Here is a 26,844-nt window from a genome sequence, read left to right as displayed (position 1 = left end):
GGGCTAGCCGACGCTCGACTGCGACCGGCGGCTGGCGAAGCGCCCGCCTTCGTGGAAACGGCCAAGCCATTCCGGAGCGACGGCGGCGAGCGGGGTCGGCTGAATGCCGAAGGCCTCAAGGCCCGGCCCGCTGGCGACATTGTCCTTCTGCAGCATGATCCACTGGTCGCGCGTGATCGGCGCGCCGGGAAGGAAGCCGAGCCGGCTCATCGCGCTGCCGACGACATCAGGCAGGTCGACGATCTCCGGCTTGCGTCCGGCCGCCTCGGCGATCGCCCGGTTGAGTTCGTGCATGGTCATGACGTCCGGGCCGCCAAGCTCGAAGGTCTGGGCGGCGAAGCGCTCCGGCTGCTGCGCGGCCTTGGCGATGGCGCTGCCGAGGTCGCGGACGAAGATTGGCTGGAAGCGGGTCTTGCCGCCGAGCACGGGCATGATCGGCAGGCTGCTCATTCCGGCGAAGCGGTTGGTGAACTGGTCCTCGGGGCCGAACACCACGCTCGGGCGGATGATGGTCGCGCCCGGGAAGGCCGCGCGCACCTTGTTCTCGCCGGCCGCCTTGGTGCGGGCATAGAAGGAGGCACTGTCCTCGCTGACGCCGATCGCCGACACGTGAGTGAAGCTCGCCGCGCCACCCTTGGCGGCGAGTTCGGCGATGCGAGCAGGCGCGTTGCCATGGACCGCATCGAGCTTGCCCGAAAAGGCACCGACCAGGTTGATCACGCCCCAGGTACCCTCGACCGCCGCTTCGAGCGACTGCGGACGGGTGAAGTCGGCGCGGACGAGGTCGAGCTGCCCGACCGCCGCCAGGGGCTGCAGGAAGAAGGCACCGCGCGGATCGCGCTGGGCGACGCGGACCCGGACACCGGTCTTGAACAGGGCTTCGCAGACGTAGCGGCCGATGAAGCCGCCGCCGCCGAAGACAGTGATGATGCGCTCTCGCCAGTCGGTCGCCGTCATGGCGTTCGCCCTAGCCGCGTGCTCGCAATGCGACAAGGCAGCGTTGAGCCATTGACAGGCCCTTCCCCCTCCCCCTAGAGGCGCAGCCCTACCGGCGAGAAATCACTCGCGAACAGCTCCTGTGCCCAGGTGGCGGAATTGGTAGACGCACCAGCTTCAGGTGCTGGCGATCGCAAGGTCGTGGAGGTTCGAGTCCTCTCCTGGGCACCATTTCTCACGAGCATCAATGGCCACGTGCCGGCGCTTCGCCGGTGACAAGCCGTGCGGCCTGGTCAGCGGTGGCCATGGCGTAGGTCCAGCCGAGGGCGCCGTGGCCGATGTTGACGGTGACCGGGCCGCGGCGCTGAACGATAGGGAGGCTGTCGGGGGTGACGGGGCGAAGGCCCGCCCACGGCTGCAATGGGCCCTGGAAGTCGGCCGCATCGGGCAGGCTGTCCCGCGCGTCGGCAAGGAGGGTGCGGAGGCGGGCCTGGTCCACCTTTGTGGTCGCGAAACCCACGTCGGCCTGGCCGGCGATGCGGATCTGGTCGCCGAGGCGGCAGAAGACCAGTTTGCGGGACACGTCGGTGATGCTGATGTGCGGCGCGGCCGGGCCTTGCGCGGCGGTGATCGAATGGCCGCGCACGGGGACGATCGGCACGCGCCAGCGTAGTGGGCGGAGCAGCGCCGGCGCGTCCGGACCGGTGCAAAGGATGATGTGGCGGGCGGCGAGGCGTTCGCCGTCGGCGAGGACCAGCGCGGGGGTCGCGCCTTGCTCAATGCGGGACACGGCGATGCCGAAGCGTGTCTCGAGCCCTTGCGCGCCTAGCCTCTCGGTCAGGCCCGCGCAGAAGAGATGTGCGTCGCCGACCGCATCGCCGGGTGCGTGGATGGCACCTACCAGCCGCGCCGCAATTCCCTCAAGCGCCGGCTCGATCGCCACCGCATCGGCGACGGAGACGGCGCGCACGTCCATGCCGGCGTCGGCCTTGCGGGCGGCGTGCTCGGCCGCGGCGAGAAAGGCGTGAGGGTCCTCGTGCAGCAGCAGCTTGCCCGGCACGGCGTGATCGAATGGGAGCGGCACGCGCTCCAGCAGCGCTGCCATGGCGAGACGCGAGCGCAGCGCCAGTTGCAGGCCGGCGAGGCTGTTGGCGGCGAAACGGGCAGCGGTGCAGTTGCGCAGAAAGGCGAGGCACCAGCGGATGTAATCGGGATCGGGCCGCAACCTGACGCGAAAGGCCGGGTCGGTTGCGGCAAGGACGCCCGGCAGCCGCTTCAGCAGCGACGGCGAGGCGAGCGCGTCCGTGTAGGACCAGCTGAGCTGCGCGCCGTTGGCGAAGGAGGCGCCCTCGCCCGGTCCGCTACGGCGATCGACCAGGGTCACGGCAAGGCCGCGGCGGTGGAGCGCTTCGGCGGTGGCGACCCCAACGACGCCGGCGCCGACGACGATGGCGTCGCGGGTCACGGCTGGAGCAGGCTCGGCGTCGCCATGGCGCCAGACTAGCGGCGCCGCCGGTCCCCCGCCACTGGTTGCGCTGGCGACCGGTGCCTCTATCGTCCCTGCCCATGCAGGATCGACGCGAGGCACTGGCAATGATCGGCGCGGGCGGTCTCGCCCTCGCCCTCCCTTCCTCTCGCGGACGCGCCACCGCCCAGTCGGTCCGGCGCAAGCCGCCGCGGCTGAAGGCTGGGGACAAGGTCGGGCTGGTCGGCCCCGCCGGCTTCCACGCGGATTCGTTCGACCTCAGGATCGCGAGCGAAAGCATCGCGGCGATGGGGCTTGTTCCCGTGCTCGCCCCGCACGTCAACGACCGCTTCGGCTATCTAGCCGGGCAGGACCGCGACCGCGCCGCGGACCTCAACGCCATGTTCGCCGACGACAGCATCCACGCCATCTTCGCGGTGCGTGGCGGCTGGGGCTCGGCGCGCATCCTGCCCCATCTCGACTGGGCGGCCATCCGCGCCAATCCCAAGCTGCTGGTCGGGTTCAGCGACATCACCGCGCTTCATCTCGCCATTGCCGCCCGCGCGGGCTTCCCGACCATCCACGGACCCAATGCCGGAAGCGCCTGGGGCAAGCTCAGCTGGGAGCCGTTCCGCGCCATGGTGTTCGAAGGCCGGTTGCCGCTGGTTGCCAATCCGCCGGGTGACGAGGACCGCCTCGTGCAGCGCCTGTACCGCACCCGTACCATCCGCCCGGGCACGGCGACCGGCCGGCTGCTCGGCGGCAACCTGACCGTGCTCGCCCATCTGGTCGGAACGCCCTGGCTGCCGAATTTCGATGGCGCGATCCTGTTCATCGAGGATGTGGACGAAGCCGAATACCGGATCGACCGCATGCTGACGCAGCTTGGGCAGGCCGGCATCCTCGGGAAGCTCGCGGGTCTGGTGTTCGGCCAGTGCACCAACTGCGTCGGCGAGGGGCCATCCTATGGCGGGTTCACACTTGGCGACGTGCTGAAGCAGCATGTCGAGCCGCTCGGCATTCCCGCCTACCAGGGTGCCTTGTTCGGCCATGTCGCCGACCAGTTCAGCCTTCCGGTCGGCTGCCGCGCCGAGCTTGACGCGAGTGCCGGCACCATCCGCCTGCTGGAGTCGCCCGTTGCCTGACCGGGCGGAGGGAAGGATGCGCCCATTCTCCCTCGCCGCCTCGGTCGCCCTGCTCGCCGGCTGCGCGCCGCTCGAACGTCCGGCAGGTTTCTCGCCGCCACCCGACGTCGCCTATGCCTGGGTGCGCTTTACACCGACGAAAGTGCCGGCGAGCGGGGCCGCGGGCCTCGCCGACCGGGCGGCGGGGCGGACCATCACCATCGACGATCCCATCCGCGTCGCCTCCGTGTCGAAGATCGTCACCGCGCTGACCGTCATGCGACTGGTGGACGAAGGCCGGCTGTCGCTCGACGAGGATGTGTCGGCGCGGCTCGGCTATGCGCTGCGCAATCCCCACTTCCCCGACAAGCCGATCACCTTGCGCATGCTGCTGTCGCAGACGTCGAGCGTGCGCGACCAGGGCGAGAATTATGTCATCCGCTTCGGTGAAGCGATCCGCCCCCGGATCGAGGCCGCCGACAGTTTCGATCCCGATCATCCGCCCGGCACCTTCTTCCGCTACGCCAACCTGAACAGCGGGATCGTCGCGACCCTGCTGGAAAAGGTGACCGGCGAGCGGTTCGACCGGCTGTCGCACCGGCTGGTGCTGCAGCCGCTCGGGCTCGCCGCCTGCTTCAACTGGACGATGTGCAGCGACGCGGCGGTCGCGAGGGCCGTCACCCTCTACGACGAGGACGGGAGCGTCGTGCTGGACGACCTCAAGGGTCGGCGTCCCGCCTGTCCGGTGTTCACCGCGCCGGGGGTCGAATGCGACCTCGACGCCTATGAACTCGGCACCAACGGGGCGCTGTTCTCGCCGCAAGGCGGGCTGCGCATCTCGGCGGAGGGACTGACCGTCATCGGGCAGATGCTGATGAACGGCGGCACGCACCGAGGGTCCGTCTTCCTCAAGCCCGGCACGGTGCGGCAGATGACCAGCCCGCAGTGGCGCTTCGACGGGCGCAACGGGGCGACGGAGAGCGGCTTCTACTGCCGCTACGGCCTCGGCATCCAGCTGCTTCCGGGAAGCGATCCCGCCTGCCGTGACCGGTTGCTTGCGGACGGCCGCGCCATGTTCGGCCATGCCGGCGAAGCCTATCGGGTGCGCTCGGGCCTGTGGATCGACTCGATCCGCCGCGAGGGCATCGCCTATGTCGCCGCCAACAACGGCAAGGACCCGCCGCGCGGCCGCACCGAATATCGCGCGATCGAGGAGTGGCTGGCCGCCAGGCTGCGCTGACTGGCGGGCTGAGATGCGAAAGGGGCCCGGGCTGCTAGCCCGGGCCTACTCGACCTGCCTGTGGCAAGACGCCTCCCCTGACGGGAAGGCAGCCGTTTCCTAGAAGAATTTCCAGTCGACGTTGACCGTGAAGGAGCGGCCGCGCGGATCGGCTACGCGGGGCTCCCAGCTCGAGCCGGCGCCGGTGTTGCTGTCGTAGGTGATGGCGAACGGCGGATCCTTGTCGAACAGGTTCTTGATGCCCGCCGTCAGACGCAGGTTCCTGGTCGGCGCGAAGGTCGCGGCGAGGTTGTAGATGACATAATCATCGACCTCCTCGTTATAATCCGGGCGGGCGGCGCTGCCCGGAAGCGCCTGGTTGTCGTAGCCGCTGCGGAAGATCTGCGAGAGGCTGAAGCTCCACTTGTTCACCGTGTAGTTGATGAACGCATTGTGCTTCCACTTGAGGCCGAGATCGCCGGCCAGGCTGAACACGCCGACCAGGTCGGTGTAGGGCAGGTTCGGAAGCAGCTTCTCCTTCTTGGTGAGGAGATAGGTGCCGTCGAGCCCGGTGTTGATCTCGCCCCCGAACAGGTCGAAACCGGCGCGGCCGGCGAACTCCAGGCCTTCCGTGCGGCGCGACCCGAAGTTGCCGGTGCGCAGGTCGACGCCGGTGATGATCCCGTTGGTGCGCTGGATACGCTCGGGGAAAGCGCTGATGTTCGCCAGCAGCTGCGGAATGGTGATTGAGCCGATCGTGTTGTCGACGGCGATGTTCCAATAATCGACCGAGAAGCTCAGCCGCCGCGTCGGCTGGAGCACGGCGCCGACGGTCCACTGCTTGGACGTTTCCGGCCCGAGGTTCAGATTGCCGCCGGTCAGCGATTCGGGCGTGATTGCAGCGCAGCCCGGCTGCGGCCCGTTGACCGTCCCCTGCGGGCAGAGCGTCGGGTCCACCAGCGTGTTGCCCGGGTTGGGCGACAGCGTCGTTCCGTTGAAGATCTGGTTGAACGAGGGAACGCGGAATCCGGTGTTGTACGACCCGCGGAACATCAGTTGATCGATCGGCCGGTATTTGGCCGAGATCTTCGGGTTGGTGGTGGTGCCGAAGCCCGTATAGTCGTCGACGCGCAGGGCGCCGGTCACTTCGAAGCGGTCGCCGATCGGAACCAGCACTTCACCGTAGACCGCCTTCACGTTGCGCTTCTTGGGAGTAAGCGCGTTGACGTTGTCGAAGGCCGCCAGGAAGATGACAGGCTGGCCCGCGTTGGCTGCATCCGAACCGTTGAAGGAGTAGGTCTCACGTCGGTAGTCGACGCCGAATGCCGCGCGGATCTTGTTTCCGAACAGCTCGAACAAAGGACCCGAGATCGAGGCGTCGAACTGACGCACCTCATACTGGCCGCCGTAAAGGGTGACGCCTTCCGCCGAGATCGACTGGAGGGCGGCGAGACCCGCCTCGGTCTGGGTGACGCTGAACGGGTTCAGCAGGCCGCTGTTGATGGCGCCGGCAAGACCCCGGAAGCCTGCCGGTGCGCCGGCGACCTGCGGGGCGAGCGGATCGTAGGCGCCGGTCGATGTGGTGCCGCGATAATAATAGCCGGAGCCGAGCACCGACGAGCTCTCGCTCTTGGCGTAGCTGGCGCCCGCGCGATAATCCCAGCGTGCGAACAGCGGTCCTTCGGCGCCGACCGTCGCGCGGATGGTCTTGGTGTTCGTCTCATATTCGCGCGGGCCGCAGGCGACGCAGCGCCAGCGGAAGCCGATGGGACGTCCATAGCGGGCGTCGATCGCCGCCGCCTGACCCGGAAACGCCGCTTTGAGGCGGTTGAACACGTCATTGTAGGTCGTCGTGGTCAGCGAATTGAGCGGATAAGCCCAGGCCTGGCTGCCCGTGTTGGACGACACCTGTGCGTTCGAGAAGCTCTTGGCCGAGTCGGCGTCGGAGCCGGTGACCTCGGCGAAGATCTCATGATCGCCGCCGACCCGGACGACACCCCGCGTATAATAGGTCAGCGTGTTGAGCGGCTGTTGGATCACCGCGGCGCGGCCCGTGTCCCAGGCGCAGGCATATTGCGCATTGGCGTTGGCCCAGAGGACCTCGTCGTAAGGCATGCCGCCATCAACGGAATCGCATCCAGCGCCGCCAGGAAGATCAAGGATGTTGATGCCGTTTGCCGCGGCATTCGTCGCACCGTTCGGCAGGACGAAAGGAATGCCCTGGGTCAGCGTGCCGCCGGAGAACTGGATCGCATTCGCACCGGTATTGAAGATGGTCGCGATCGGCGTGCCGCGCGTGTCGATGGACAGGCCGCGCTCGGGCTGGTTGCCGTTGACGAAGCCACGGTCGGACCCGCGGAGGATCTTGTTGGAGCTGTAGGAGACGGCTCCCATGATGTTGAAGCCCTGGCGGTTGAGGTCGCCGTAGCCGACGATTCCCGACAGCCGGTAGAGATTGCCGCCGCCGGCTTCGGTGACGTCGATCGAGCCCTGCGCGCCGATCCCGACATAATCCTTGCGGGTGATGAAGTTGATCACGCCACCGATGGCGTCGGTGCCGTAGATGGCGGACGCGCCGTCCTTCAGCACCTCGACCCGCTCGATCGCGGCGAACGGGATCTGGTTGACGTCGACCGCCGAGCCCTGGAGGCCGTGAGCGGCAACCCGCCGGCCGTTCAGCAGCACCAGCGTCGAGGCACTGCCCTGCCCGCGCAGGTTGGCCGCCGACAGGCCGTTGGTGCCGCGCTGGGCGCCCGAGACGACGTCGGCGTTCGACGCCAGATTGTCCGCGCCATTGCCGTTGGTGCTGAGGTAGGAGATGAGCTGCTCGGGGTTGGCGATGCCCTCCCGGACCAGTTCCTGCGTGGTGATGATCTGCAGCGGCAGCGCACTGTTGTTCGGGTCGCGGCGGATGCGCGAGCCGGTGACAACGATCTCGCCCTCGCGACTGTCGTTGCCGGTGTTCGCCGGCGCGGTGGGCGTTTCCGCGCCCGTCGGCGTGGCCGCAGGCTGGGTCGCTCCTTCCGTGCTCTGCGCCGCAGCCGGCGTCGCCAGCGTGAGCGCGATCGCCATCGCGCTTCCGAACGAAAGCATCAGCGTGCGTGTACCAAGCGCCATGTTCAAAGCCCCCTCACGCGACCCTTCTCCCCAGGGTCGATCGATGGCCGGGATTAGGAGCGGATGGCTGGGTGGGCGCCAGTATTTTCTTTGTAACAAAGCGCCAGAGTGAACGATTTCTGCAATCATGCCGTCACCCTGTTGCGGTCCGGCAACAGGGCAGAGGATCAGCCGCTGGCTGCGACCAGTTCGAGCACCTGATCCATGATGAGAGTCGCGCGGACTTCCTCGGGCACGTCGTTGGCGATGATCGAGAAGACAAGGGTCTCGCCGCCGGCGGTCAGCATGTAGCCGGACAGGGCGCTGGTCGCATTCAGCGAACCTGTCTTGGCGAAGATCCGGCCCTTGAGACCGCCCTCGCGAAAGCGGCGGGCGAGCGTGCCGTCGACACCCCCAACCGGAAGGCTTGCCCGGAGCGCTGCGCCCCATGGTCGTCCCGATGCCCACCTGAGCATGGTCACCATGCCGCGCGGGGACACGCGATTGTAGGGCGACATGCCGGACCCGTCGGCGAGGGTCGCGGCGCGCTCGGGGACGCCGGCCCGGTCGAGCATGATGCGGACCGCTTCGAGGCCGCCGGCGACGCTCGGCTTGTCGCGCGCCGCGCCGAGGCGGCGAAGGAGCAGCTCGGCGTGCACGTTCTGGCTGACCTTGTTGATGGTGACGATGTCCGCGGCCAGCGGCGGCGGCGTGACCCGCGCGATCTCGGAAGAAGTTGAGCGAAATTCGGTCAGGTAACGACCGACCGGACCCGCGCCGACCCGGACGCCCCGCTCCCTCAACATGCCGGTCATCCGCCAGGCGGCGAACTCGGCCGGATCGTCGATGCCGAGGCGGAGGAGCTGTTCCCCGGCGTTGCCGGCGATGGTGCCGGTCAGTCGCAACGTCCGCTCGCCGGGCAGGCGCTCCACCTCGAGCGCGGTCTTGCCCTCGCGGACCGTGAGCGCTTGGTTGACGACCCGCACATAGTCGCCGACCTGCACCTGCGGCGGCTGCCCCTCGGCGCCCGGGACCACGCGCAGGGCGAGCTCATTGTCGTCGACCGTCAGCGCGGCGAGCGCCGTTCCGGAGCGGGTCGGGATGTTGTTCCAGCTCATCCCGAAGCTCCACCGTTCGTCGGCATAGCGCGGCGCGGCACCGACGACGCCAGCAACCCGCCGGTTTCGTGCGGCGACCGCGTCGGCGAGGGTCGCAAGGCAGTTCACGCGGCAATCGGGCGCGCTCGACAGGCGCGCATCGCCGCGGCCTTCAAGAATGACAATGGGCTGCTTGCTGCCCTGCGGCGCCAGGCGGACGAGGGCACCACCCTCGACATCGGGCTGGTCGAGCCCCGGCAGCAGTTCAAAGGCGGCGATGGTGGTGAACAGCTTGGTGTTGGAAGCCGGGACGAAGCGGCCGTCCGGGTCGATGGCGAGGATCTCCCGTCCGTCCATGCTTGCCACCATCAGGCCGAAGCGCACGCCCGGCCCGGCTTCGGCGAGCTTGGCCTCGACCCTGCCCCGCAGCGTGTCGGCTGCGGGCGCGGCAAGGGCGATCGAAGGCGCAAGCAGCGCCGGCAGCAGGAGCAACGATCTCACTTCTTCTCCCCCTCGCTGCCGAGCAGACGCATCAGCCGTGGCCAGAAATCGAAGGCCTCAAACAAAGCGCTTTCCGGAATGCGCTCGTTGAGGCCATGGACGCCGCCAACCTCCCCCGGACGGGTGAAATCCGCGCTGACACCGTAGGTGGGGATGCCGCGTGCACGGAAATGCTTTCCGTCTGTCGCGCCAGGAGTCATGTAGGGGGTGATCGGCACGCCCGGCGCCCGATCCTTCACCGCTTCGGTGAAAGCGGCGAACAGTTCGGGATGGACCGGAGATGCCGGCGCTCCGAAGGGCTCGCCGACCACGCTCCACTCGGCCGCCGGATTTCCGCCCGCCTCGGCCAGCGCACGGCCGATGTCATCGATCGGGACGCCGGGCAGGATTCGGCAATTGATGGTAGCCGTCGCCCGCTGGGGCAGTGCATTATCTGCATGCCCGCCGGAAAGCAGGGTCGGGACGCAGGTGGTGCGCTGGTTGCCTTCTGCCGGAAACTGGTGCGCCCGCACTCGTCCGAGCAGCTCCGCCAGCTCGTAGATGGCATTGTCCGGCCGCGGCCGGGCGCTGTGCCCGCCGGGGTTGCGGATGGTGACGGCGAAGTTGGCAAAGGTCTTCTCCGCCACTTGCACCCCGAAGCTGATCGGCTTGCCCGCGGCGTCTGCCCGGCCGCCGCCGGAATCGGAGTTGATGGCAAATTCTGGCTTCCGCGCCGCGAGCCGCTCGGCAAGCGCGCGGCTCGAATTCATGTCGGTCTCCTCGTCGCCAGTAAAGGCGAGGACGAGGTCGCGGTCGGGCCGGAAACCCTGGCGCTTGAGGGTGATGAAGGCGGCGACGAGCTGCGCCACGCCGAGCTTGTTGTCGCTTGCACCGCGCCCGTAGAGGAAGCCATTCTCCTGGTGCAGCCTGAAGGGATCGCGCTCCCAGTCGGACTTCTTGGCTTCGACCACGTCCATGTGGGCAAGAAAGAGGATCGGCGGGCGGGCACCGGTGCCCCGCCAGGTGACGATGAGGCCGGCGGTCTCCCCCACCGGCACGATCTCGATATCGCGCGCGGCGAAGCCCGCCTTGCGCAGTCGAGCGGACAGGTGGCGCGCCATCTTCGGCACCTGCTCCCGTCCCTTGACGGTCGGCATCTCGACGATGGCCCTGAAGAGGTCGAACAGCAGCCGCCCTTCCGGGCTGTCGCGGTCGACGGCCCTCGCGGGCGCCGTAGCAATCAGGGCCGCAAAGCCGGTCGCCAGCAGCGCGGCCCTTCTCATCGTCGCGATCATCGCCGCACCAAAGCAGAGGCACGGGGCTGAAGTCCACATCGGCGCAGGGTGCCGTCCTTCCGGACGCGCCCGCTCCGCGACGTTCCGCCGGCTAGCGGAGGAAGTTGACCAGACTGAGGTTCGCCAGCCGTCCGAACAAGGTGTAGCTCGCCTCCAAGGTGGTCTTGCGCTGGACGAGCGTACTCGCCACTTCCGCCATGTCGGCGTCCTCGTTCCTGGCGACGAGTTTTTCGAGGATCAGGGTGCGCTCGGCGGCCTTGTCGGAAAGGTTCTCGATCTGCGCCTGGCGCCGGCCGTTCTCGGCATGGGCGGCGCGCAGGGTCTTCAGGCCGTCATTGAGCTGACTGATCGCCTGGCTGATGGCGGTCGCCTGCGCCGCAGTGGGGACGTCGCCGATCGCCCCTCCCAGCGCCAGCGTCCGGAACGCCTCATGCACCTCAGTTCCGATCGCACTCGCCGTCGTCCCATAGGTGACGTCCAGCCCCTCGGTTACCCGAGCGCTGGCGACCACGTCATCGTTGGCGAAGGCACCGGAGCCGGGAATGAGCGCGGTCGCGGCGAGCGTCGCGGGCCGGTAGGGCGGCGTCGACGTCTGCGACCCGGCGAACAGGTAGACACCGCCCTCGTCGCTGTTGAGCGCGGTCCGGAAGCGCTGGAATGCTTCTTCGGCAACCTCCTGCAGGCCGTTGGCACGGCCGGTACCGATGGCCGACAGCAGCCCGTCGCGGAGCTTGTTCAAGGCTTCCTCGGCGCCCGCCATCTGAACGTCCATCAATGCCAGCGTGGTGCCGACGCGGTTGCCGACCGCCGCATGCGCTTCCTGCCGCGCGAGCAAGGTGCGCGCGGACAGGTTGCGCATTGTTTCGATCCCCAGCGAAGCAAAGTCGGGCGCCTTCTTGCCCGTCGCCATCTGCTGCTGGGTCTCGGCGAGCTTGCGCTGCGAGACGGCGATGCTGTCGAACAGGCTGCGCTGCATCGGAATGCTCGCCACACGATTGAGGCCCGTCATCGTCCTACCATCCCGATCAGAGTGTCGTACATCTGGGTCGCGGTCGTCATCACCCGAGCCGCCGCCGAATAGCTGTTCTGGAGCGTGACAAGGCTGGCCAGCTCCTCGTCGATGTTGACGCCCGAATAGCTGTCGCGCCGGTTCACGGCGTCCGACCGCCGCGCCGCCATGTCGTCGAGCCGGTCCTTGGCGCCGGCCGCGTCGAGCCCTGCTTGGCCGAGCACGAAGCTGGCATAGCCCTCCATTCCCGCCACCCGCTCGCGCCCGAGGTCGACTGGCGCGCGAAGCTGGTCGACGAAGGCGTTGGCGCCGCGATTGTCGCCCGTGCCGAGCGCCTTGGTCCCGACCGTTGCCGCGATGTTGAGCCGGGCGAGCGGCAGCCGGCCGGCGCTGGCGGCGATGTCGGGACGCACGGTCGCTCCCTCGAGTCCGGTTTCCCGGCCGGACGGCAGCAGTAGGGAGGAAAGGGATCGTCCCGTGCCGAAGCGGCTGCTGGTATCGGACACGACGGAAAGGCTGGCGGTCGGCAGGTTGGCGACCGGCGTGAAGGCGAGCCGCCCGCGCCCGTCGAGCGCCACGCTGCCGAACGTGCTGAGCGGCCCGGCGTTGAGGGAAGCGACGAGATCGCCGAAACTTCCGCCTGCCATCGGCGACAGGCTGTCCTGAGCAAGTACGCGCCCGTCAGGCCCGCGCAGAACAAATTCGGCCGTCTGCGGCGGGGCGAAGCCATGCGGATCGGCGGCGGTGAAGCCGGTCGGGCCAAAGGTCCTGGGTCCACTGACGAGATCGTTGAGGCCGAACAGCTGGGCAAAACCCATGCCGGCGCGATCGCTCGGATTGGCCGGGTCCTGCGCCACCGCGACGCCGAGCGAGCCGGAGCCGCTGATCGTCAGCCGGCCACCGACGAAGCTGGCGTTTGCGGAGCCGCCGAGCCCGGCATTGATCGCGTCCACCGCGTCCTGGATGGTCGCGCCTGGCCCTAAGCTGTCGAGATCGAGCGCGAGGCTTGCCGCCAGCACGCCGTCGGGATGGAGCGCAGCGATTACCACCCGGCCGGTGAAGCCAAGCCGGTCGCCCGCCGCGAAGCCGGTCTGCGCGCCTTCCAGCCGAGCCGGTGGCGGAACGCTCGAGCCGGCATTGCTGACGGCGTTGAGGCTTTCGGCAAGGCCGCCGAAGAGGCTTCCGATCTCTTCGGCGAAGGCCGGAAGACGGCGATCGCGCAAATCCATGAGACCGCCGAGCCTGCCACCCACCGCCGGCGAGTCCAGCCGTTCGCCGGTGTCGGCGCCGAGGCTTCCGTCGACCTCGACGAACCGCAGTTTCACCGCCGGATAGAGCGGCTGGGCGCTGCCTTCGCTCGGCGGATAGTCGAGTAGGCGGAGACGCCGATCAAGCAGGGTGGCGCCACCCGCCGTGTCGATGGTCAGCCGCCCGTCTTCGCCTTCGCGCACCTCGATCCTGATCAGTCCGGCAAGCTCTTCGACAGCGCTCATCCTCTGGTCGATGGCACCGTTGCTGGCACGCCCGCCGGCCGCCTGGCGAGCAACGCTGTCGTTGAGCGCATCGATGCGCTTCAGCAGGTTGTTGATGGTGCCGACCGTATAGCTGAACTCGCGCTCGGCATCGACGCGCAGGCCGGCGATGTCCCCGTCGAGCGTCTGCAACGACGACAGGGCCTGGCTAACGGCGCCGATGAAGCCGCGAAGGGTGGGCTCGCTTCCTGCAGCGCCCGTCATTGCGACAGCGGCCGCACCGATGGCGTCGAGCCGTGCCGGAAGGCCGCTCGCATCGCCTGGACCGCCGAGCATTGCCTGCAACCGGTCGAGCGAATTGGCGACGGCTTCGGCTTGCCCCCAGTCGCCCGCCCGCCGGTATACGGTTGCTTCGAGGAAGCGGTCGGCGACGCGGACTGCTTCGAGCGTGCGAACACCGCTCACCTGCCCAGCCGTGACGCCCGTCTGCAGTGGCACACGCTCGCGGGCGTAACCGGGAGTGTTGACGTTGGCGATATTGTTCGAGGCCGAGCGCAGCCCGGCCTGGGCGGCGTTCAGCCCCGATAGTGCACTGCCGAGTATCTCGGAGAGGCTCATGGCCTATGGGCTCCTCACCGCTTCAGGCTGGACAGTTCCTGCAGCATGTCGTCGACCGTGGTGATGATCTTGGACGAGGCACTGTAGGCTCGCTGGAAGCGGATCATGTTGGTGAATTCCTGGGCAAGGTCGACGTTGGATGCTTCCAGTGTCGCGCTTGAGATCATGCCTGCGCCGAGCGCGCCCGGCGGGTTGATGGCGACCGATCCGCTGGCGCTCGACACGGCGAAGGCGTTGCCGGTGAGGCGGGTCAGGCCATCCGGATTCTGGAAAGTCGCGACCGGCAGCTGGAATACCCGCCGGGCGGTGCCATCGTCGAAGATGGCGCTGACGAGGCCTCTCTCGTCGACCTCGATCGAGGCGATGTTGCCGAGCAGCCCGCCATCGACGCTGGAGCTGATCAGCGCGCTCTGCCCACCGAACTGGGTGAGGCCGTCGAGCCCGCCGTCCGACCCGAGCTGGAGGTCGATCGGCTGCGCGCCGGCGCCGTTGGTCCAGGCCGGAGTCAGGCTGCCGAAGATGGCGGGGGTGGATCCGGCGAGGTTGAGGCTGCCGTCGGGGTTGAAGGCGACGGTCCCGCTCGCCAGCAGGCCGCCCGGCGCGGTAACGTCCGCCGCCGGAACCGCGAAGATCTCCGCCTGCCACTGGTTGGGCGCGGTCTTGACGAAGCCGATGCTGATCCGGTGCGCGCCGCCCTGCGCGTCGTAGATGTCGAAGCTTCGCTGGAACTGCGGGGCGACCGTGCCCGCCGCGATGTCACCCGCTGCATAAGGTCCGGCAACCACCGGTGCGTCGGACTGGAGGTTGGCGCGCATCTGGAGGCGACTGGTTGGTGCGGCCGAACCGGTCAACTCGCTGAGGCGCACTGGTTCAAGCGCGTTAAGGTTGCCGGTGTCGACGTAATTGCCCGAAGCATCCAGTCGCCAACCCTGGAGATAGTAGCCGCTGGTGTTGCGAAGATAGCCCTGCAGGTCGGGTTTGAAGGCGCCGGCGCGGGTAAAGGCGATCTCGGCGTCCTGCGTGTCACCGGTGCGCACGACGAAGAAGCCGGCCCCGTCGATGGCAAGGTCCGTCTGGCCCGAGCTGGCCTGGAGGAGGCCCTGCTTGCTGATCAGCGCCTGCGGTGCTGCCGCGACGCCGCCGGCCGAATAGCTCGACTTCATCCGGCCGTCGGTGACCAGGGTACGAAATTCGGTGGAGACGCCCTTGTAGCCGATCGTGTTGATGTTGGTGATGTTGTCGGCGACCGTCGCCATGGGCCGATGATTGCGCGCCAAGCCCGGACACACCGGCGTAGAGGGCGGAATAGAGGCTCAAGGTGCAAGGCTCCCAAGGGTTGGCCGGCGCGCTGCCGGTCCTTCTCATCCGTTTATAGAAGGCCGCCGGCGACCTCCCCGAACCCGGCAATTTTTGCCGCCACGGCCGTCCGCTCTCCCGTGTCCGCCTCTATCATGGAGGCAATTGGAACAGCAGCAGGACAACTGAATGACCCTCAGGATTTCCCTTCGCGACGGCGAGAAGGTCGTCATCAACGGCGCAGTGATTCGTGCGTCCAGGCGGACCGACCTGGCAATCGAGAGCAAGGTCACCATCCTGCGCGGCCGCGAGATCATGTCGCCGGCCGAAGCGAACACCCCGGCGCGCGCGCTCTACTTCCACACGATGATGGCTTATCTCGATCCGGAAGGCATCGAAGAGCACCACCGCCGAATCATCGACACGCTCGGCTCGGTCACCCGCCTCGCGCCATGCGGAACCGGCCGGGCCGCCGTCGCAAGCTTCGCCGAGCGTGCGGCCTCCGCCGATTATTACCGTGCACTTGGAGACTGCCGAACGCTGATGCGCATCGAGCATGACGCCTTGGCGCAGGTGGCGGAGGAGGCCGCCTGAGCGCCCTCGCCGCGCTGGCGGCATTCGGCGAACAGGTCCGGGACACCGATCCTTTCCGCCGGTTCGGAACGCTCGTCGCAGTGCGCGGCGCCTCGCTCGAGGTCGCCGGCCTCGGCGGAGCGGCGCGGGTCGGCTCGCGCCTTCGCCTCGGCGCGGTCCAGGCGGAAGTGACCGCGCTTGTCGGCGACCGGGTGACCGCCATGGCCTACGCCCCGACCGAAAGCCTGGTCTCCGGAACGTCGGTCGAGCTGGTAGCGGCCGAAGCCTCGCTACGGCCTTCCGCCGCCTGGCTCGGCCGGGTCATGGACGGGCTTGGAACACCGCTCGACGGACTGGGCCCGCTGCCGCTCGGCCCCGTCCCTCGGCCCCTGCGTGCCGCACCTCCGCCGGCCGCCGAACGGACGCGCGTTGGTCCTCGCCTCGCGACCTGCGTTCGTGCGCTCGACCTGTTCGCACCGCTCTGCGAGGGACAGCGGCTGGGCCTTTTCGCCGGCTCGGGGGTCGGCAAGTCGGTGCTCCTTTCCATGCTGGCACGCTGGGCTGATTGCGACGTGGCGGTCATCGGCCTGATCGGCGAGCGCGGCCGCGAGGTGCAGGAGTTCCTTGCCGACGATCTCGGGCCGGACGGCCTGGCCCGCTCGGTTGTGGTGGTCGCCACTTCCGACGCCCCTGCGCTGATGCGCCGGCAGGCGGCTTACGCGACCCTCGCCATCGCCGAACATTTCCGGGCCGAGGGCAAGCGCGTGCTCTGCCTGATGGACAGCGTGACCCGCTTCGCCATGGCCGGCCGCGAGATCGGGCTGGCAGCCGGCGAGCCGCCGGCGACGCGCGGCTACCCGCCCTCAATCTTCGCCGAGCTTGCCCGGCTGCTGGAGCGGGCCGGGCCGGGACTTACGGGCGAGGGCAGCATCACCGGCTTGTTCACCGTGCTGGTCGACGGCGACGACCATGATGAACCGATCGCCGACACGGTGCGCGGCATTCTCGACGGTCATGTCGTGCTGTCGCGCCGCATCGCCGAGCGCGGACGCTATCCGGCGGTCGACCTGCTCAAGTCGGTCAGCCGTACCCTCCCCCATTGCCTTTCCGCCAGTGACAATGAGACGCGCCTCGCCGCCCGCCGGCTGCTGTCGACCTGGGCCGACATGGAGGAACTGGTCCGGCTCGGCGCTTATGCAACGGGTGCGGATGTTGAGGTCGATCGGGCGATCGCGCTTGCACCCCGGATCGAAGCGCTGCTTGGCCAGGGCAAGGACGACCGCGGCCATCCCGAGCATGCATTCGCTGATCTCGCCGCGCTCGTGGAGCAAGGCCAATGAGCCGCCTCGCACCCGCCATCCGGCACCGCCGCCGCCTGCTCGACGCGCTCGCGCTGCGCATCTCTGCAGAGGAGCGCGAGCAGCGCGCCCTAGGGGAGGCCGCCGAAAGCCTGACCGAGCTGCGCCGCGCCGAGCGCCATCTGGCCGCGGCCGTGCCGCTTGCCGCCGACGCCTGGTTCGCGGACAGCGCCCGACGCCTCGAAGCGCTCGGCGCAGCCCGCAAGGCTGGCTCTGACCGCCTTGCCGCCCTGCGCCGCGAGACCGCCGAAGCGCGCGGCCGCCTGCAGTTGCTCGAAGATGCTGCCGCCGTCGCTAGGAAGGCGGAGCGCCGTGCCGCCGAACGCCGGGCACAGGCCGCGCTCGACGATTCCACCGCCGCTGCCTGGAGCAAGCGATGAGCGCGGCGCCACTCGACAGGCTGTCGCCGGCTGCCCGGACCGAGCTGATCTACCGAGCCGCGCGCAGCGATCTCGACGGACGGCTGTGGCAGGCGGCGCTTGGCAACATCCGCCCTGTGAAGGGCGAGGCGGTGACCGCCGGCGGCTCCATGCTCCGTCTCGAAACCCTGATCGACGCGCTGCAGGCCGAGGACCGGCTGCGACCGTCGCTGAGCCCCGATCCTCCGCCGCAAGCGCCGGTCATGGGTCCGTTGCGCCTCGGGGCCAATGCCATCTACCAGCCCCTGTTCGAGGCCGCGGGCGCGCGGACCGGGCTCGACCCCGCGGTCCTTGCCGCCATCGTCGATGCCGAGGCGGCACGGCGACCGGACGGGCGATGGGACCCGGCCAGCCGCAATCCGCGGTCGTCCGCCGGCGGGCTCGGCCAGTTTCTCAATGGCACCTGGCTCGACGAAGCGCGGCGGCCCGGAAGCTGGCTGCGCGCCACTGCCGAGGCACGCGGCTGGATTGACCGGTCGGGCAAGGTTCGGCCGGAGGCGCGTCCGGCGCTGCTTGAATTGCGCTTTGATCCAGCGGCTTCCATCCAGGTCACCGCGGACCATGCCGCGGCCAACCTGAAGCGGCTGCGCGCCGCCGGCATCGCCGCCACCGACCTGCCGGGCACCGCCCGCGCCGCCTATCTGGCGCATCACCTGGGGCTTGGCGACGCGCTGCGCTTCCTCGGCAGTGGCATCGGCGAGGAACGAGCCGGCCGCCTGCTCGCCGCGCAGGTCGGCGCGGTGGCAGCCGATCGCCGAGTCGCGGCGGCCGGCAGCGCCACCGACGCCCACCGCGCCTGGCTCGACGAATATGTCGCCAGGCGGGTCCGGCCGGCCCGCTTCCTCACCGCCTGACCTGCTTCCGATTAACTCCATTGCGGAGCGTTCGCCCGGCGCGGCAAGGCGCGCTTTCCTAGCACTTCGCAGCATTCACTCCAGTCCGGATTTACCGGTCCAGAGCGATTAACTGCGCCCGCCGCTTGTCTTCCTTCATCGGGCGAGCCGCGGGAATCCTCCCCTCGCCCACCGGGGGATGCCATGTCGAAGACCACCGCTGCGCTGGAAGTCGCCGTTGCCGAGTATAAGAAGCTGCGCGGCCCCGCCGACCAAGAACCGACCGCCCGCCAGCGCCGCGACTGCGACCGCGTCTTCGCCCGGCTGCTGCGCCTGCTCAGCCCCCGCTTCCGGCACTTCATTCGCCAGTATGGGCTTGGCGCCCACTGGGACGATGCCGAGCAATGCTGCGCCATTGCCGTTCACCGCGCGATCGAGGCCTATGACAGCGAGAAGGCGCAGTTCACCACCTTCGTGAACTGGCAGATCCGCGGCGAGCTGCAGTCGCTCCGATTCCGCCTGATGACCGATCAGCGTCCTTCGGCGCAGAAGGTATCGGCGACCACCGTCTCGCTCCACAGCCTGGCCTCGGGCCCGGATGGCGAGGAGACGTCGATCGAAAGCCTGATCGAGGATGAATACGCCTTGGAGCGGACCGAATCGTCGGCCAGCGACTATCTCGCACGCGCCGCCGCCCAGTGCCTGATCGAGGAGTTCGTCGCCAAGGGCCGCCACGCCGCACTCGAAAGCCTGCGCCGCAAGCAGCCCAAGCGCGAACTGGCGCGCGCGCTCAAAGCTGGTGGCCGGGCCGGGCTCGATGAGGCAGCGGTGGAAGCGATCGAGGCGCGACTGGAGCGCGATCGCGAAATCCTCGCGGCCCGGGTCTTCGGCGAGCTGGCCGACTATGACGCACCGGAAGGAAGCGGTCTCAGCCGCGAGCAGGTGCGACAGATCGGCAAGCGCGCCGCCAAGGTCATGGCCGAGCTGGCCGAGGTCAATCCCCGCTTCCGCGTCATGGCGGATTATGGCCCCACCGTCGCCAGCCGCCGCGCAGCGAGAGAGCGCACCGCCGACCGACAGGCCGGGCTTCTTCCCGATCCCTCGGCACCGCACAATCGGGCCACCAGCGTGCGGGCGATCAGTGAACTCGGGACCGACATGACCCCGCCTCCGACCCTCCCGAACAACCCCGGCCACCTCGCCGCCTGACCCGGCGGCAAGCGCGGCTAGAGGACGTAACGCGACAGGTCGGTGTTGCGAGCGAGATCGGCGAGCTGCGACTCGACGAAGACGGCATCGACGGTGAGTTCCTCACCGCGCCGGTCCTCGGCCTCGAAGCTGACGGTCTCGAGCAATTTCTCCATCACCGTCTGAAGGCGACGGGCGCCGATATTCTCGACGCTCTCGTTCACTTCCGCGGCGATCCTGGCGAGCGCCCGGATGCCGTCATCGGCGAAGCGGATGGTCACGCCTTCGGTCGCCAGCAGCGCCTGATACTGCTCGGTCAGGCTCGCGCGCGTTGCCGACAGGATGCGAACGAAATCCTCTTCCGTCAGCGCCTTCAGCTCGACCCGGATCGGCAGGCGTCCCTGCAGTTCGGGCAGCAGGTCGGCGGGCTTGGCGACATGGAAGGCGCCGCTGGCGATGAACAGGATGTGGTCGGTCTTGAGCGGACCGTATTTGGTCGAGACGGTGGTGCCCTCGATCAGCGGCAGCAGATCGCGCTGCACACCTTCGCGGGAAACTGATCCGCCGCGCACGTCGCTGACCGCGATCTTGTCGATCTCATCGAGGAAGACGATGCCGTTCGCCTCCGCATCGGCCAGCGCACGGACATTGATGTCATCCTCGTCCAGGCGCTTGTCGGCCTCCTCCTCCACCAGCTTCACGAAGGCGGCGGGGACCTTGAGCTTCCGCCGCTTCTTGGGCGGACCGCCCATCGCCTTGGACATCATCTCGCTGAGGTTGATCATGCCGACGCCGCCCTGCCCGGGCAGGTCGAACGGCATGGCCGGCGCCTCGACGACCTCGATCTCGACCTCGGCCGTGTCGAGGCTGCCGTCAGCATAGCGCTGGCGGAAGGACGCACGGGTGGCCTCGCTCGAGCCCTTGCCGGTGAGGGCGTCGAGCAGGCGCTCCATCGCCGCTTCCTCCGCCGCCTCGCGGACCTTGGTGCGGCGGCGCTCCTTCTCGAGGCGAACCGCTTCCTCGACGAGGTCGCGGGCGATCTGCTCGACGTCGCGGCCGACATAGCCGACCTCGGTGAACTTGGTCGCCTCGACTTTCACAAACGGTGCGTCGGCGAGCTTGGCGAGGCGCCGGCTGATCTCCGTCTTGCCGCAGCCGGTCGGCCCGATCATCAGGATGTTCTTGGGCGTGACCTCGTCCCGCAGCTCGGGTCCAAGCTGCTGCCGCCGCCAGCGGTTGCGCATCGCTACCGCGACCGCACGTTTGGCATCCGACTGGCCGATGATGTGATCGTCGAGCGCGGCGACGATGGTCTTGGGGGTCAGTGCGTCGTTCATTTCTTTGCCTTCTCCCCTCCCGTTTGGGAGGAGCCGGGGGAGGGAATGTGAGTGGCGGGGGAGGACAGTCCCTCCCCTGGCCCCTCCCGCAGGCGGGAGGGGAGTGGAACGCTAAACCGTCTCCACCACGACCCGGTCGTTGGTGAAGACGCAGACCTCGGCCGCGATGGCCATGGCCTTGCGGGCGAGGGTCTCGGGATCGGGCTCGTAATCGGCCAGCGCGCGGGCGGCGGAGAGGGCGTAATTGCCACCCGATCCGATCGACGCGATCGTCGTGCCCTCCTTCTCCTCGGGCTCGAGCACGTCGCCATTGCCGGTGATGACCAGCAGCACATCGGCATCGGCGACGATCATCAGCGCTTCGAGGTTGCGGAGATACTTGTCCGTTCGCCAGTCCTTGGCGAGCTCGACAGCGGCGCGGAGCAGCTGGCCGTGGTGCGTTTCAAGCTTCTTCTCCAGCCGCTCGAACAGGGTGAAGGCATCGGCAGTCGCACCGGCGAATCCGCCGACCACCTTGCCGTCACGACCCAGCCGCCGCACCTTGCGGGCGTTCGGCTTCATGACTGTGTTGCCCATGCTGACCTGGCCGTCGCCGGCGATCACCGTTCGGCCGTTCTTGCGCACCCCGATGATGGTGGTGCCATGCCATTGTTCCATGCTTGTCCCGCTCATTCCTTTGACGAGGAAGTGGGAAGCCCGAGCACCGAGCGCAAGAAAGCGGCGGCGTCAGCGAGCACCGGGTGGCGGTGGCGGAAGGGGCGCGAGAGGGCGACCACCGTCCCGGCATGGTCGCAGCCAGGATAGATCTTGATCTCGTGCGGCGCTCCGACGGCAGTGAGCGCCGCATCGAGGCTGCGGCTGTTCTTGGCATAGACCAAGCGGTCCGATCTTCCGTGCAGAAGCAGCAGCGGCGGCGCGTCGGCGCGAACGTGGTTGATCGGCTGCGTCTCAGCCGGATCATGATGGCTCCCGAAGGTCGCGCGCCCCCGCCACTCGCGAAAGGGTGCGAAGTCGAACGGGCCCGAGAGAAGCACGCCGGCCTTCACCGTGTCGGAAGGAAGCTGCGCCGCGGCGAGCCAGCGCGGGTCGAGCGCCAGCATGGCGGCAATATAGGCTCCGGCGCTATGCCCGGCGACGCTGATCCGCGCCGGGTCGCCGCCATAATGGATGGCGTTGGTCCACACCCAGCGCAGTGCCAGCGCGGCATCCTCGAGGAAGTCGGGATAGCGGACCTCGGGCACCAGCCGATAGTCGGGGACAATGGTCAGGAACCCCTGTGCCGCGAAGGCGGCGCCGGCGAAGCCATAATCGGTGCGCTCGCCCGAATGCCACCCGCCACCGTAGAAGAAGACGACGATCGGCAACTTGGCGCTGTCCGGGTGCGAGGGGGCCCAGACGTCGAGGTGGTGACGCGCGTGCGGCCCGAATCGCAGTCCCTCGCCCAGCTTGCGGGCACGGTCGCCGCGGCCGGGGGTGAGGCGGTCGATGGTGTTGAGAAGGGCAACCGGGCTCCAGCCGAAGCGGTCCACCATCTCGGCGGCAGCCTTCGGCAGGTTGGGCCAGCGACGCCGGCGCGACGAGCGGGCCATCAGGCGGGAAGATGGCGTCCACGGCGGCGGAGCACCTTTAAGCGGCCGCGCAGGGGACGGAAGAGGGTGCGCTCGGACATGCTCTCGAACATGGCATCAGGGCTCTTGGGGTCGAGCAACTCGGTCTCCGCAATCGCCTTGGCGATACCCTCGGGAGCCTCGAAGGGCAAAGGTTCGAGGCGGCGGCCGCCCTTGTCGGTCAGTTCGGCAATGGTCGCAAGCAGCGATCCGGTGCGCTTGAAGGCGTCGCGCACCTGTTCCTCGCTGCTGTTCGTATGCTCGGCCATGAGTCGCGTGCGCAGCGCTGCCATCGCCTCTCGCTCGGAGTCAGTGGCGGCATCGAGGCAGAGGTCGCATTCGCTGTCGAGGCCGAGGCTGCGGTTGTTCATGTTGGCCGAGCCGATCTTGAGCACCTGATCGTCGACGATCATCAGCTTGGCATGGACGTAGATGTCCTGCCCGCCTTCGGTCTTGGGGGTGAAGATGCGGAAGCGGTTGCCGGGGTCGGCGGTGCCGATGATCTGGATGAGACGCAGCCGGGTCGCATCCATCGCCACCTGTTCGAGCCAGCCGTCGGCGCGGATCGGGTTGACCAGCACGATTTCGGGCGGATCCGGCTCCTCCATCCGGCGCATGATGGCGGCTGCGATACGGGGCGAGGTGAAATACTGGTTCTCGGCGTAAATGAAGCGCCGGGCGCGGGCAATGAGGTCAAGGGTGAGCGCCTCGATCTCCTTGATGCTCTCCCATTCGGAATAGGCCGCGGCGGTGCGGGCGATGGCGAAGCGGCTGCCTTCGAACTGCGGGCGCAGTTCGTCCGGCCACAGTGGCTCACCATCTTCGATGGCCGGGAGGTCCTCGCCGGTGGCATGGTTCCAGCGGATGCGGGCAAGTTCGGCCAGGGCGGTCGCGAGCGGGCCGTCGCAGGCCATGGTGGCGTCGTGCCACGGACCGTAGGCCTGGCCGTTCGGGCGAACCCGGCCAGGCTCGTCATCGGCGTGCGCGGAGCGATCCCAGCGGTCGCCGGTCATGTCGATTCCGCCACAGATGGCGAAGCTATCGTCGATCACGACGATTTTCTGGTGGTGCGAGCAGCCGGGGGGATGGGCGCCGTCCATGACGAAGCGGATGGCCTTGGTCCAGGCGAGGCGCGCGAGCCAGAGGAGCGCCCGGCCGCGGAATGCCAGCTTGAGCGCGCCGACCCGCCACGACAGGATCTTGATCGGCACGTTGGGCTTGGTCCGGGCGAGTTCGAGCAGGAAGTCGCCGAGGCTCTGGTCGCTATGGGTGCGGTCGAGGATGATCCGCGGATCGAAGTCCCAGCCGATGATCAGGATGCGATGCTTCGCTTCCAGCATCGCCTGGCGGACGATCCGGTAATAGTAGCAGGCGTCGATGATCACCGACGCCCTCCCCGACCGCTCGATCCGCCAGCAATTTCGTCCGGGTTCGAGCAGGTCGCTCAAGGCGTGGTTTCCTCCGCTGCCCGGTAAAAGGGGCAAGGCGGAGGATCGTTCCATGGGCGGAAAGGATCAAGTGCTGGCCTAGCCCCTTCCGTCAGCAGGAGGGGTTGGGGAGGGAATGTCCTTACATGGAGCGAACAGACCCTCCCCCGGCCCCTCCCGCAAGCGAGAGGGGAGAAGCGATCAGCGCTCCACGCCCTTCACCTTCCCCCAGGTGCGGGCGGCGGTGTAGCCGAGATAACCGGTGCCGAAGAGGGTGTAGAGCTCGTTCGGCAGGTTTCGAAGATAGTCGGTCATGCCGGTGGCGATGGCGGCCGCGGTGGCGGGGTTGGCCGCGGCGATGAGGCCCATCGGGATCGACCAGAGCATCAGCGCATACATGACGTAGAGGAAACTCGGCCGTGCGCGGCTGGTCCAGGGATCGGCGCTGTTCGCCTCGGCGATGATCGCCTGCATCTGCTGGCCGATCTGCGCGGCTTCCTGGTCGCCCTGAAGTTTCAGCAGTTCGAGCTTGGCGCGGTCGCGGGCCTGAGGATCGGGGATGATCTTGTCGATCAGCTTGGCGAGCGGGGCGACGATCGCTTCGATGAGGGGCATCAGCGGGCTCCTGTAGCGTTAAGGAAGATGAACAAGGTCACGAAGGTCACCGGTGGCGGGGGTCTGTCCGGACCGCCGCCCGGCGGGGTCAGTCGTCCTGACCGAGACGGGTCGCGAGCCAGCCGTAGAGGAAGGCCTCGTTGGCAGGACGCTTCTCGGCGAGGCGCAGGTAGCGCTCGCCCTGCAGCGCCTCGAGCGCGCGGAGCAGCACCGTTTCGCCTTGGTCCTTGCGCAGGGCGAGGAACGCATCGAGGGCGGCGAGCGTCGCCGCACCGATCCGTCCATCGGGCACCAGGTCCGGAAAGTCGGAACCATTCCGGTTAAGCGCGGTCAAGGCGCGCTGCAGGAAGGTGACCGCCACGCCCGGCCCCATGTTGGCGCCCGTGTCGAACAGTTCGGCGGCCACGCGCGGTGCGCGTCTGGCGACCTGGTCGAAAGCCGGACGGAGCCAATAAAGGCGGCGGTAGATGGCAGCGGCCTCGCCCCGCGGGAGCAGCGCCATCGGTCCGGTGTAGCCGTGGGCACGGGCGACGGCTTCCGTGATGCCGTAGCGGGTCGGTCCGCCGCGGTCGGCGGCATGGTCGACGAAGCCGCCCTCGCGGGAGATCAGGCCGTCGATCAGCTCATCGACGATGGGCGGCGGTGTGAGACTTGGCATGGAGCTCTCCTCGCAAGATTACCGAGTCGCACGGTTGCTAACCTATTTGGCACTCTGTAGGACAGGGGAAAGATCTGCTTGCCGCGATGTGCCGCCGCGCTCATGCTGGCGGCATGCTGTTGCTCGCCCTGCTTGCGGGACCCGACCTCGCCGCGTCAGCGACCCGTGAAGTCGCCCGGCAGGAATGCCGGCAGCGCGATGGCGGGGACGCGATCACGGTCTGCGGCCGGCGCGAGCAGCGCAACTTCTACCAGGTGACCGACCCTGCCGCGCCCTATGATCCCAAGGGCAATGTCAAAGGCGTGATGACCGAGCGGATGGGCTGGATTTCCGAGGGCGACAGCGGGATCGGCAGCTGCAGCAACATCGGCCCGTTCGCCGGCACCGGTTGCTTCGAGAAGGCGTGGCGGCGCACGCTGCAGCAGAAGGGTTGGCTGGTCCGCTAGCGCGGCGGGACCCTGGTCCTCACGTCCAGTAGAGCACCCGCGCCTCCGGCAGCTTCGCCGCCAGTTCGGCGTGGAAGAAGGTCTTGAGCTCGGTCATCAGTTCGGGCGGATAGACGAACTTGGTGCCGGCGAATTTGGTCCGCTTCTCGGCGCGGAGAGCCGGGTCCATCTCGAGGTCGGAGCCCGGATACCAGCTGGCCAGCACTTCGCGGCTGCCGGGGGTGAAGCGGTGGGTGATGAGCTCGGCAGTGAGGTCGAGGCCAGGAAGCCCGGACAGCGCCTCTGCCGCCAGATCGATCAGCCCCGCATAGGCCTCTCGCCATCCCTCCGCGGCGATGATCGGAGCGATGGTCAGCCCCACCTTGTAGCCCGCCAGCGCCATCGCCCGAAGCGCGGCGAGCCTGGCGGCGACGCGGTCTGTGCCGGCTTCGAACCGGTGGAAGGCCGGCGGATTGACCGACGCGCGCATCCGGGTGCGGCCGCCATGCGGCAGGTCGAGCATCGATGAAACGTCCGCGAACTTGCTGGTGAAGCGAAGCTGCACGTCGGCGTCCCAAGCGCCGAAGTGGCGGATCAGCGCGGCGAGGCTGCCGGTCAGCGGTTCGATCGCGAGCGGGTCGGTGTAGCAGCTCGCCTCGAAGGTGGTGCCTTCATGCGCCCGGGCGCGCGACCGCGATGTGATGCGGCCCTTGCCGAGGAAGTCGGGAAGCACCGCTTCGATTTCGTCTAGATTGGCATAGACGCGGGTGATCGGCGGCCCTGACAAGGACCCCGCCAGATAGCAGTAGGCGCAATGGGCCGGGCAGCCCTCGGCGAGGTCGACGCGCCAGTCGGCGCTTGGCGCGATCGGCTGCAAGCGAAGCTTGGACGGCGGCGCGACGACCAGCGCCATGGTCGCCTTGGCCTCGGCATAGGCCCGGCGCTCGTCCGGCTGGGGCGGCAGCCGCACCTGATTGGCGGGTAGCGGGACGACCGGGATGCCCAGCCCTTCGGCGCGGGCCACGATCGATCGGCCATGCGCATGCTCCTGCGCCGAACGGGTGACCAGCAGCCGCCTGGGCAGCCGGGTCCGGCGCGGTGCGGAAGCGATGCTCGGGTCGGCCATGTCCGGGCAACGAGTGGCCCTCGGGCTTTCTCCGCCTGCCCAATGGGCCGTGCCCGGCTGTTTGGCGCACCTTTCCCCGCGCTTGCCGGTCCGTCTCTATGAGAAAGCAGCGACGCTGGCTCGGGAAGGAAGTCCGGCCGGCGACCTTGGATTGGGATGAGAGGCGGGCAC

General features: G+C 68.5%; 23 protein-coding genes and 1 tRNA gene. 9 read left to right on the top strand and 15 right to left on the bottom strand.

What is annotated here, in order from left to right; all coding sequences use genetic code 11:
* Nucleotides 1-3: 3 nt before the first annotated feature.
* A complete protein-coding gene (locus tag JOY29_RS11820; RefSeq protein WP_300973727.1) occupies nucleotides 4-957 on the bottom strand; it encodes a complex I NDUFA9 subunit family protein in 954 nt (317 codons plus the stop codon).
* Nucleotides 958-1,080: 123 nt separating this feature from the next.
* Between JOY29_RS11820 and JOY29_RS11815 the strand changes: the two genes are divergently transcribed.
* A tRNA-Leu gene (locus JOY29_RS11815) sits at nucleotides 1,081-1,167 on the top strand.
* 13 nt (nucleotides 1,168-1,180) lie between these two features.
* Here JOY29_RS11815 and JOY29_RS11810 read toward each other — a convergent pair.
* Entirely contained in the window at nucleotides 1,181-2,401 is a 1,221-nt protein-coding gene (locus JOY29_RS11810) for an FAD-dependent oxidoreductase (RefSeq protein ID WP_300973726.1), read from the bottom strand.
* 101 nt (nucleotides 2,402-2,502) lie between these two features.
* Between JOY29_RS11810 and JOY29_RS11805 the strand changes: the two genes are divergently transcribed.
* Complete coding sequence (locus JOY29_RS11805) at nucleotides 2,503-3,546, top strand: LD-carboxypeptidase (RefSeq protein WP_300973725.1); 1,044 nt, start codon at nucleotides 2,503-2,505, stop codon at nucleotides 3,544-3,546.
* A 16-nt stretch (nucleotides 3,547-3,562) separates the two neighbouring features.
* Nucleotides 3,563-4,765 (top strand): serine hydrolase, encoded by a 1,203-nt coding sequence (locus JOY29_RS11800; RefSeq protein WP_300973724.1) that lies wholly within the window; start codon nucleotides 3,563-3,565, stop codon nucleotides 4,763-4,765.
* A 99-nt stretch (nucleotides 4,766-4,864) separates the two neighbouring features.
* On the opposite strand, the gene JOY29_RS11795 is transcribed toward JOY29_RS11800, so the two are convergent.
* The 6 genes from JOY29_RS11795 to JOY29_RS11770 form a co-directional block, all read right to left on the bottom strand.
* Nucleotides 4,865-7,861 carry a TonB-dependent receptor gene (locus JOY29_RS11795; protein WP_300973723.1) on the bottom strand — a complete coding sequence of 999 codons (2,997 nt, stop codon included), beginning with the start codon at nucleotides 7,859-7,861 and terminating at the stop codon, nucleotides 4,865-4,867.
* A 167-nt stretch (nucleotides 7,862-8,028) separates the two neighbouring features.
* Nucleotides 8,029-9,438 carry a D-alanyl-D-alanine carboxypeptidase/D-alanyl-D-alanine-endopeptidase gene (gene dacB / locus JOY29_RS11790; protein ID WP_300973722.1) on the bottom strand — a complete coding sequence of 470 codons (1,410 nt, stop codon included), beginning with the start codon at nucleotides 9,436-9,438 and terminating at the stop codon, nucleotides 8,029-8,031.
* On the bottom strand, nucleotides 9,435-10,700 hold the full coding sequence (locus tag JOY29_RS11785) for a M20/M25/M40 family metallo-hydrolase (protein WP_300973721.1): 1,266 nt from the start codon (nucleotides 10,698-10,700) through the stop codon (nucleotides 9,435-9,437). Before JOY29_RS11785 ends, dacB begins: the two co-directional genes overlap by 4 nt.
* 103 nt (nucleotides 10,701-10,803) lie before the next feature.
* Nucleotides 10,804-11,721, bottom strand: a complete 918-nt coding sequence (locus tag JOY29_RS11780; RefSeq protein WP_300973720.1) for a flagellin — start codon at nucleotides 11,719-11,721, stop codon at nucleotides 10,804-10,806.
* Nucleotides 11,718-13,811, bottom strand: a complete 2,094-nt coding sequence (locus JOY29_RS11775) for a flagellar basal body rod C-terminal domain-containing protein (protein WP_300973719.1) — start codon at nucleotides 13,809-13,811, stop codon at nucleotides 11,718-11,720. Before JOY29_RS11775 ends, JOY29_RS11780 begins: the two co-directional genes overlap by 4 nt.
* Nucleotides 13,812-13,825: 14 nt before the next feature.
* Complete coding sequence (locus tag JOY29_RS11770) at nucleotides 13,826-15,067, bottom strand: flagellar hook protein FlgE (RefSeq protein WP_300973718.1); 1,242 nt, start codon at nucleotides 15,065-15,067, stop codon at nucleotides 13,826-13,828.
* A 229-nt stretch (nucleotides 15,068-15,296) separates the two neighbouring features.
* On the opposite strand from JOY29_RS11770, the gene JOY29_RS11765 reads away from it, so the two are divergent.
* The 5 genes from JOY29_RS11765 (at nucleotide 15,297) to JOY29_RS11745 (ending at nucleotide 19,499) form a co-directional block, all read left to right on the top strand.
* Complete coding sequence (locus tag JOY29_RS11765; protein WP_300973717.1) at nucleotides 15,297-15,701, top strand: flagellar biosynthesis repressor FlbT; 405 nt, start codon at nucleotides 15,297-15,299, stop codon at nucleotides 15,699-15,701.
* Nucleotides 15,702-15,715: 14 nt separating this feature from the next.
* Nucleotides 15,716-17,020, top strand: coding sequence for a FliI/YscN family ATPase (locus tag JOY29_RS11760; protein ID WP_300975539.1), 1,305 nt, complete (start codon nucleotides 15,716-15,718; stop codon nucleotides 17,018-17,020).
* Nucleotides 17,017-17,418 (top strand): hypothetical protein, encoded by a 402-nt coding sequence (locus JOY29_RS11755; protein WP_300973716.1) that lies wholly within the window; start codon nucleotides 17,017-17,019, stop codon nucleotides 17,416-17,418. Before JOY29_RS11760 ends, JOY29_RS11755 begins: the two co-directional genes overlap by 4 nt.
* Nucleotides 17,415-18,311, top strand: coding sequence for a peptidoglycan-binding protein (locus JOY29_RS11750; protein ID WP_300973715.1), 897 nt, complete (start codon nucleotides 17,415-17,417; stop codon nucleotides 18,309-18,311). The genes JOY29_RS11755 and JOY29_RS11750 overlap by 4 nt, the downstream gene beginning before the upstream one ends.
* A gap of 183 nt (nucleotides 18,312-18,494) precedes the next feature.
* Nucleotides 18,495-19,499, top strand: coding sequence for a sigma-70 family RNA polymerase sigma factor (locus tag JOY29_RS11745; protein ID WP_300973714.1), 1,005 nt, complete (start codon nucleotides 18,495-18,497; stop codon nucleotides 19,497-19,499).
* Nucleotides 19,500-19,516: 17 nt separating this feature from the next.
* Here the strand turns inward: JOY29_RS11745 and hslU are convergent, their stop codons facing one another.
* From hslU to JOY29_RS11715, 6 genes are all read right to left on the bottom strand, one after another.
* A complete protein-coding gene (gene hslU / locus JOY29_RS11740; protein ID WP_300973713.1) occupies nucleotides 19,517-20,815 on the bottom strand; it encodes an ATP-dependent protease ATPase subunit HslU in 1,299 nt (432 codons plus the stop codon).
* Nucleotides 20,816-20,926: 111 nt separating this feature from the next.
* A complete protein-coding gene (gene hslV, locus JOY29_RS11735) occupies nucleotides 20,927-21,472 on the bottom strand; it encodes an ATP-dependent protease subunit HslV (protein ID WP_300973712.1) in 546 nt (181 codons plus the stop codon).
* Nucleotides 21,473-21,483: 11 nt separating this feature from the next.
* A complete protein-coding gene (locus JOY29_RS11730) occupies nucleotides 21,484-22,404 on the bottom strand; it encodes an alpha/beta hydrolase (RefSeq protein ID WP_300973711.1) in 921 nt (306 codons plus the stop codon).
* On the bottom strand, nucleotides 22,404-23,870 hold the full coding sequence (locus JOY29_RS11725; RefSeq protein WP_300973710.1) for a phospholipase D-like domain-containing protein: 1,467 nt from the start codon (nucleotides 23,868-23,870) through the stop codon (nucleotides 22,404-22,406). The genes JOY29_RS11730 and JOY29_RS11725 overlap by 1 nt, the downstream gene beginning before the upstream one ends.
* A gap of 180 nt (nucleotides 23,871-24,050) precedes the next feature.
* A complete protein-coding gene (locus tag JOY29_RS11720) occupies nucleotides 24,051-24,464 on the bottom strand; it encodes a holin family protein (protein ID WP_300973709.1) in 414 nt (137 codons plus the stop codon).
* A gap of 88 nt (nucleotides 24,465-24,552) precedes the next feature.
* Nucleotides 24,553-25,122: a glycoside hydrolase family 108 protein gene (locus JOY29_RS11715; RefSeq protein WP_300973708.1), complete on the bottom strand. Its 570-nt coding sequence runs from the start codon at nucleotides 25,120-25,122 to the stop codon at nucleotides 24,553-24,555.
* A gap of 113 nt (nucleotides 25,123-25,235) precedes the next feature.
* Here JOY29_RS11715 and JOY29_RS11710 point away from each other — a divergent pair, with 113 nt between their 5' ends.
* Nucleotides 25,236-25,568, top strand: coding sequence for a hypothetical protein (locus JOY29_RS11710; RefSeq protein ID WP_300973707.1), 333 nt, complete (start codon nucleotides 25,236-25,238; stop codon nucleotides 25,566-25,568).
* A gap of 19 nt (nucleotides 25,569-25,587) precedes the next feature.
* Here JOY29_RS11710 and JOY29_RS11705 read toward each other — a convergent pair whose 3' ends face one another.
* Complete coding sequence (locus JOY29_RS11705; RefSeq protein ID WP_300973706.1) at nucleotides 25,588-26,673, bottom strand: spore photoproduct lyase family protein; 1,086 nt, start codon at nucleotides 26,671-26,673, stop codon at nucleotides 25,588-25,590.
* Between the last annotated feature and the right edge of the window lie 171 nt (nucleotides 26,674-26,844).

The sequence above is a fragment of the Sphingomonas sp. LHG3406-1 genome, assembly GCF_029637485.1.
GTDB lineage: Bacteria > Pseudomonadota > Alphaproteobacteria > Sphingomonadales > Sphingomonadaceae > Sphingomicrobium.
The sequence above is the reverse complement of the archived record's forward strand: the minus strand, read 5'-3'. Positions and strand labels throughout refer to the sequence as shown.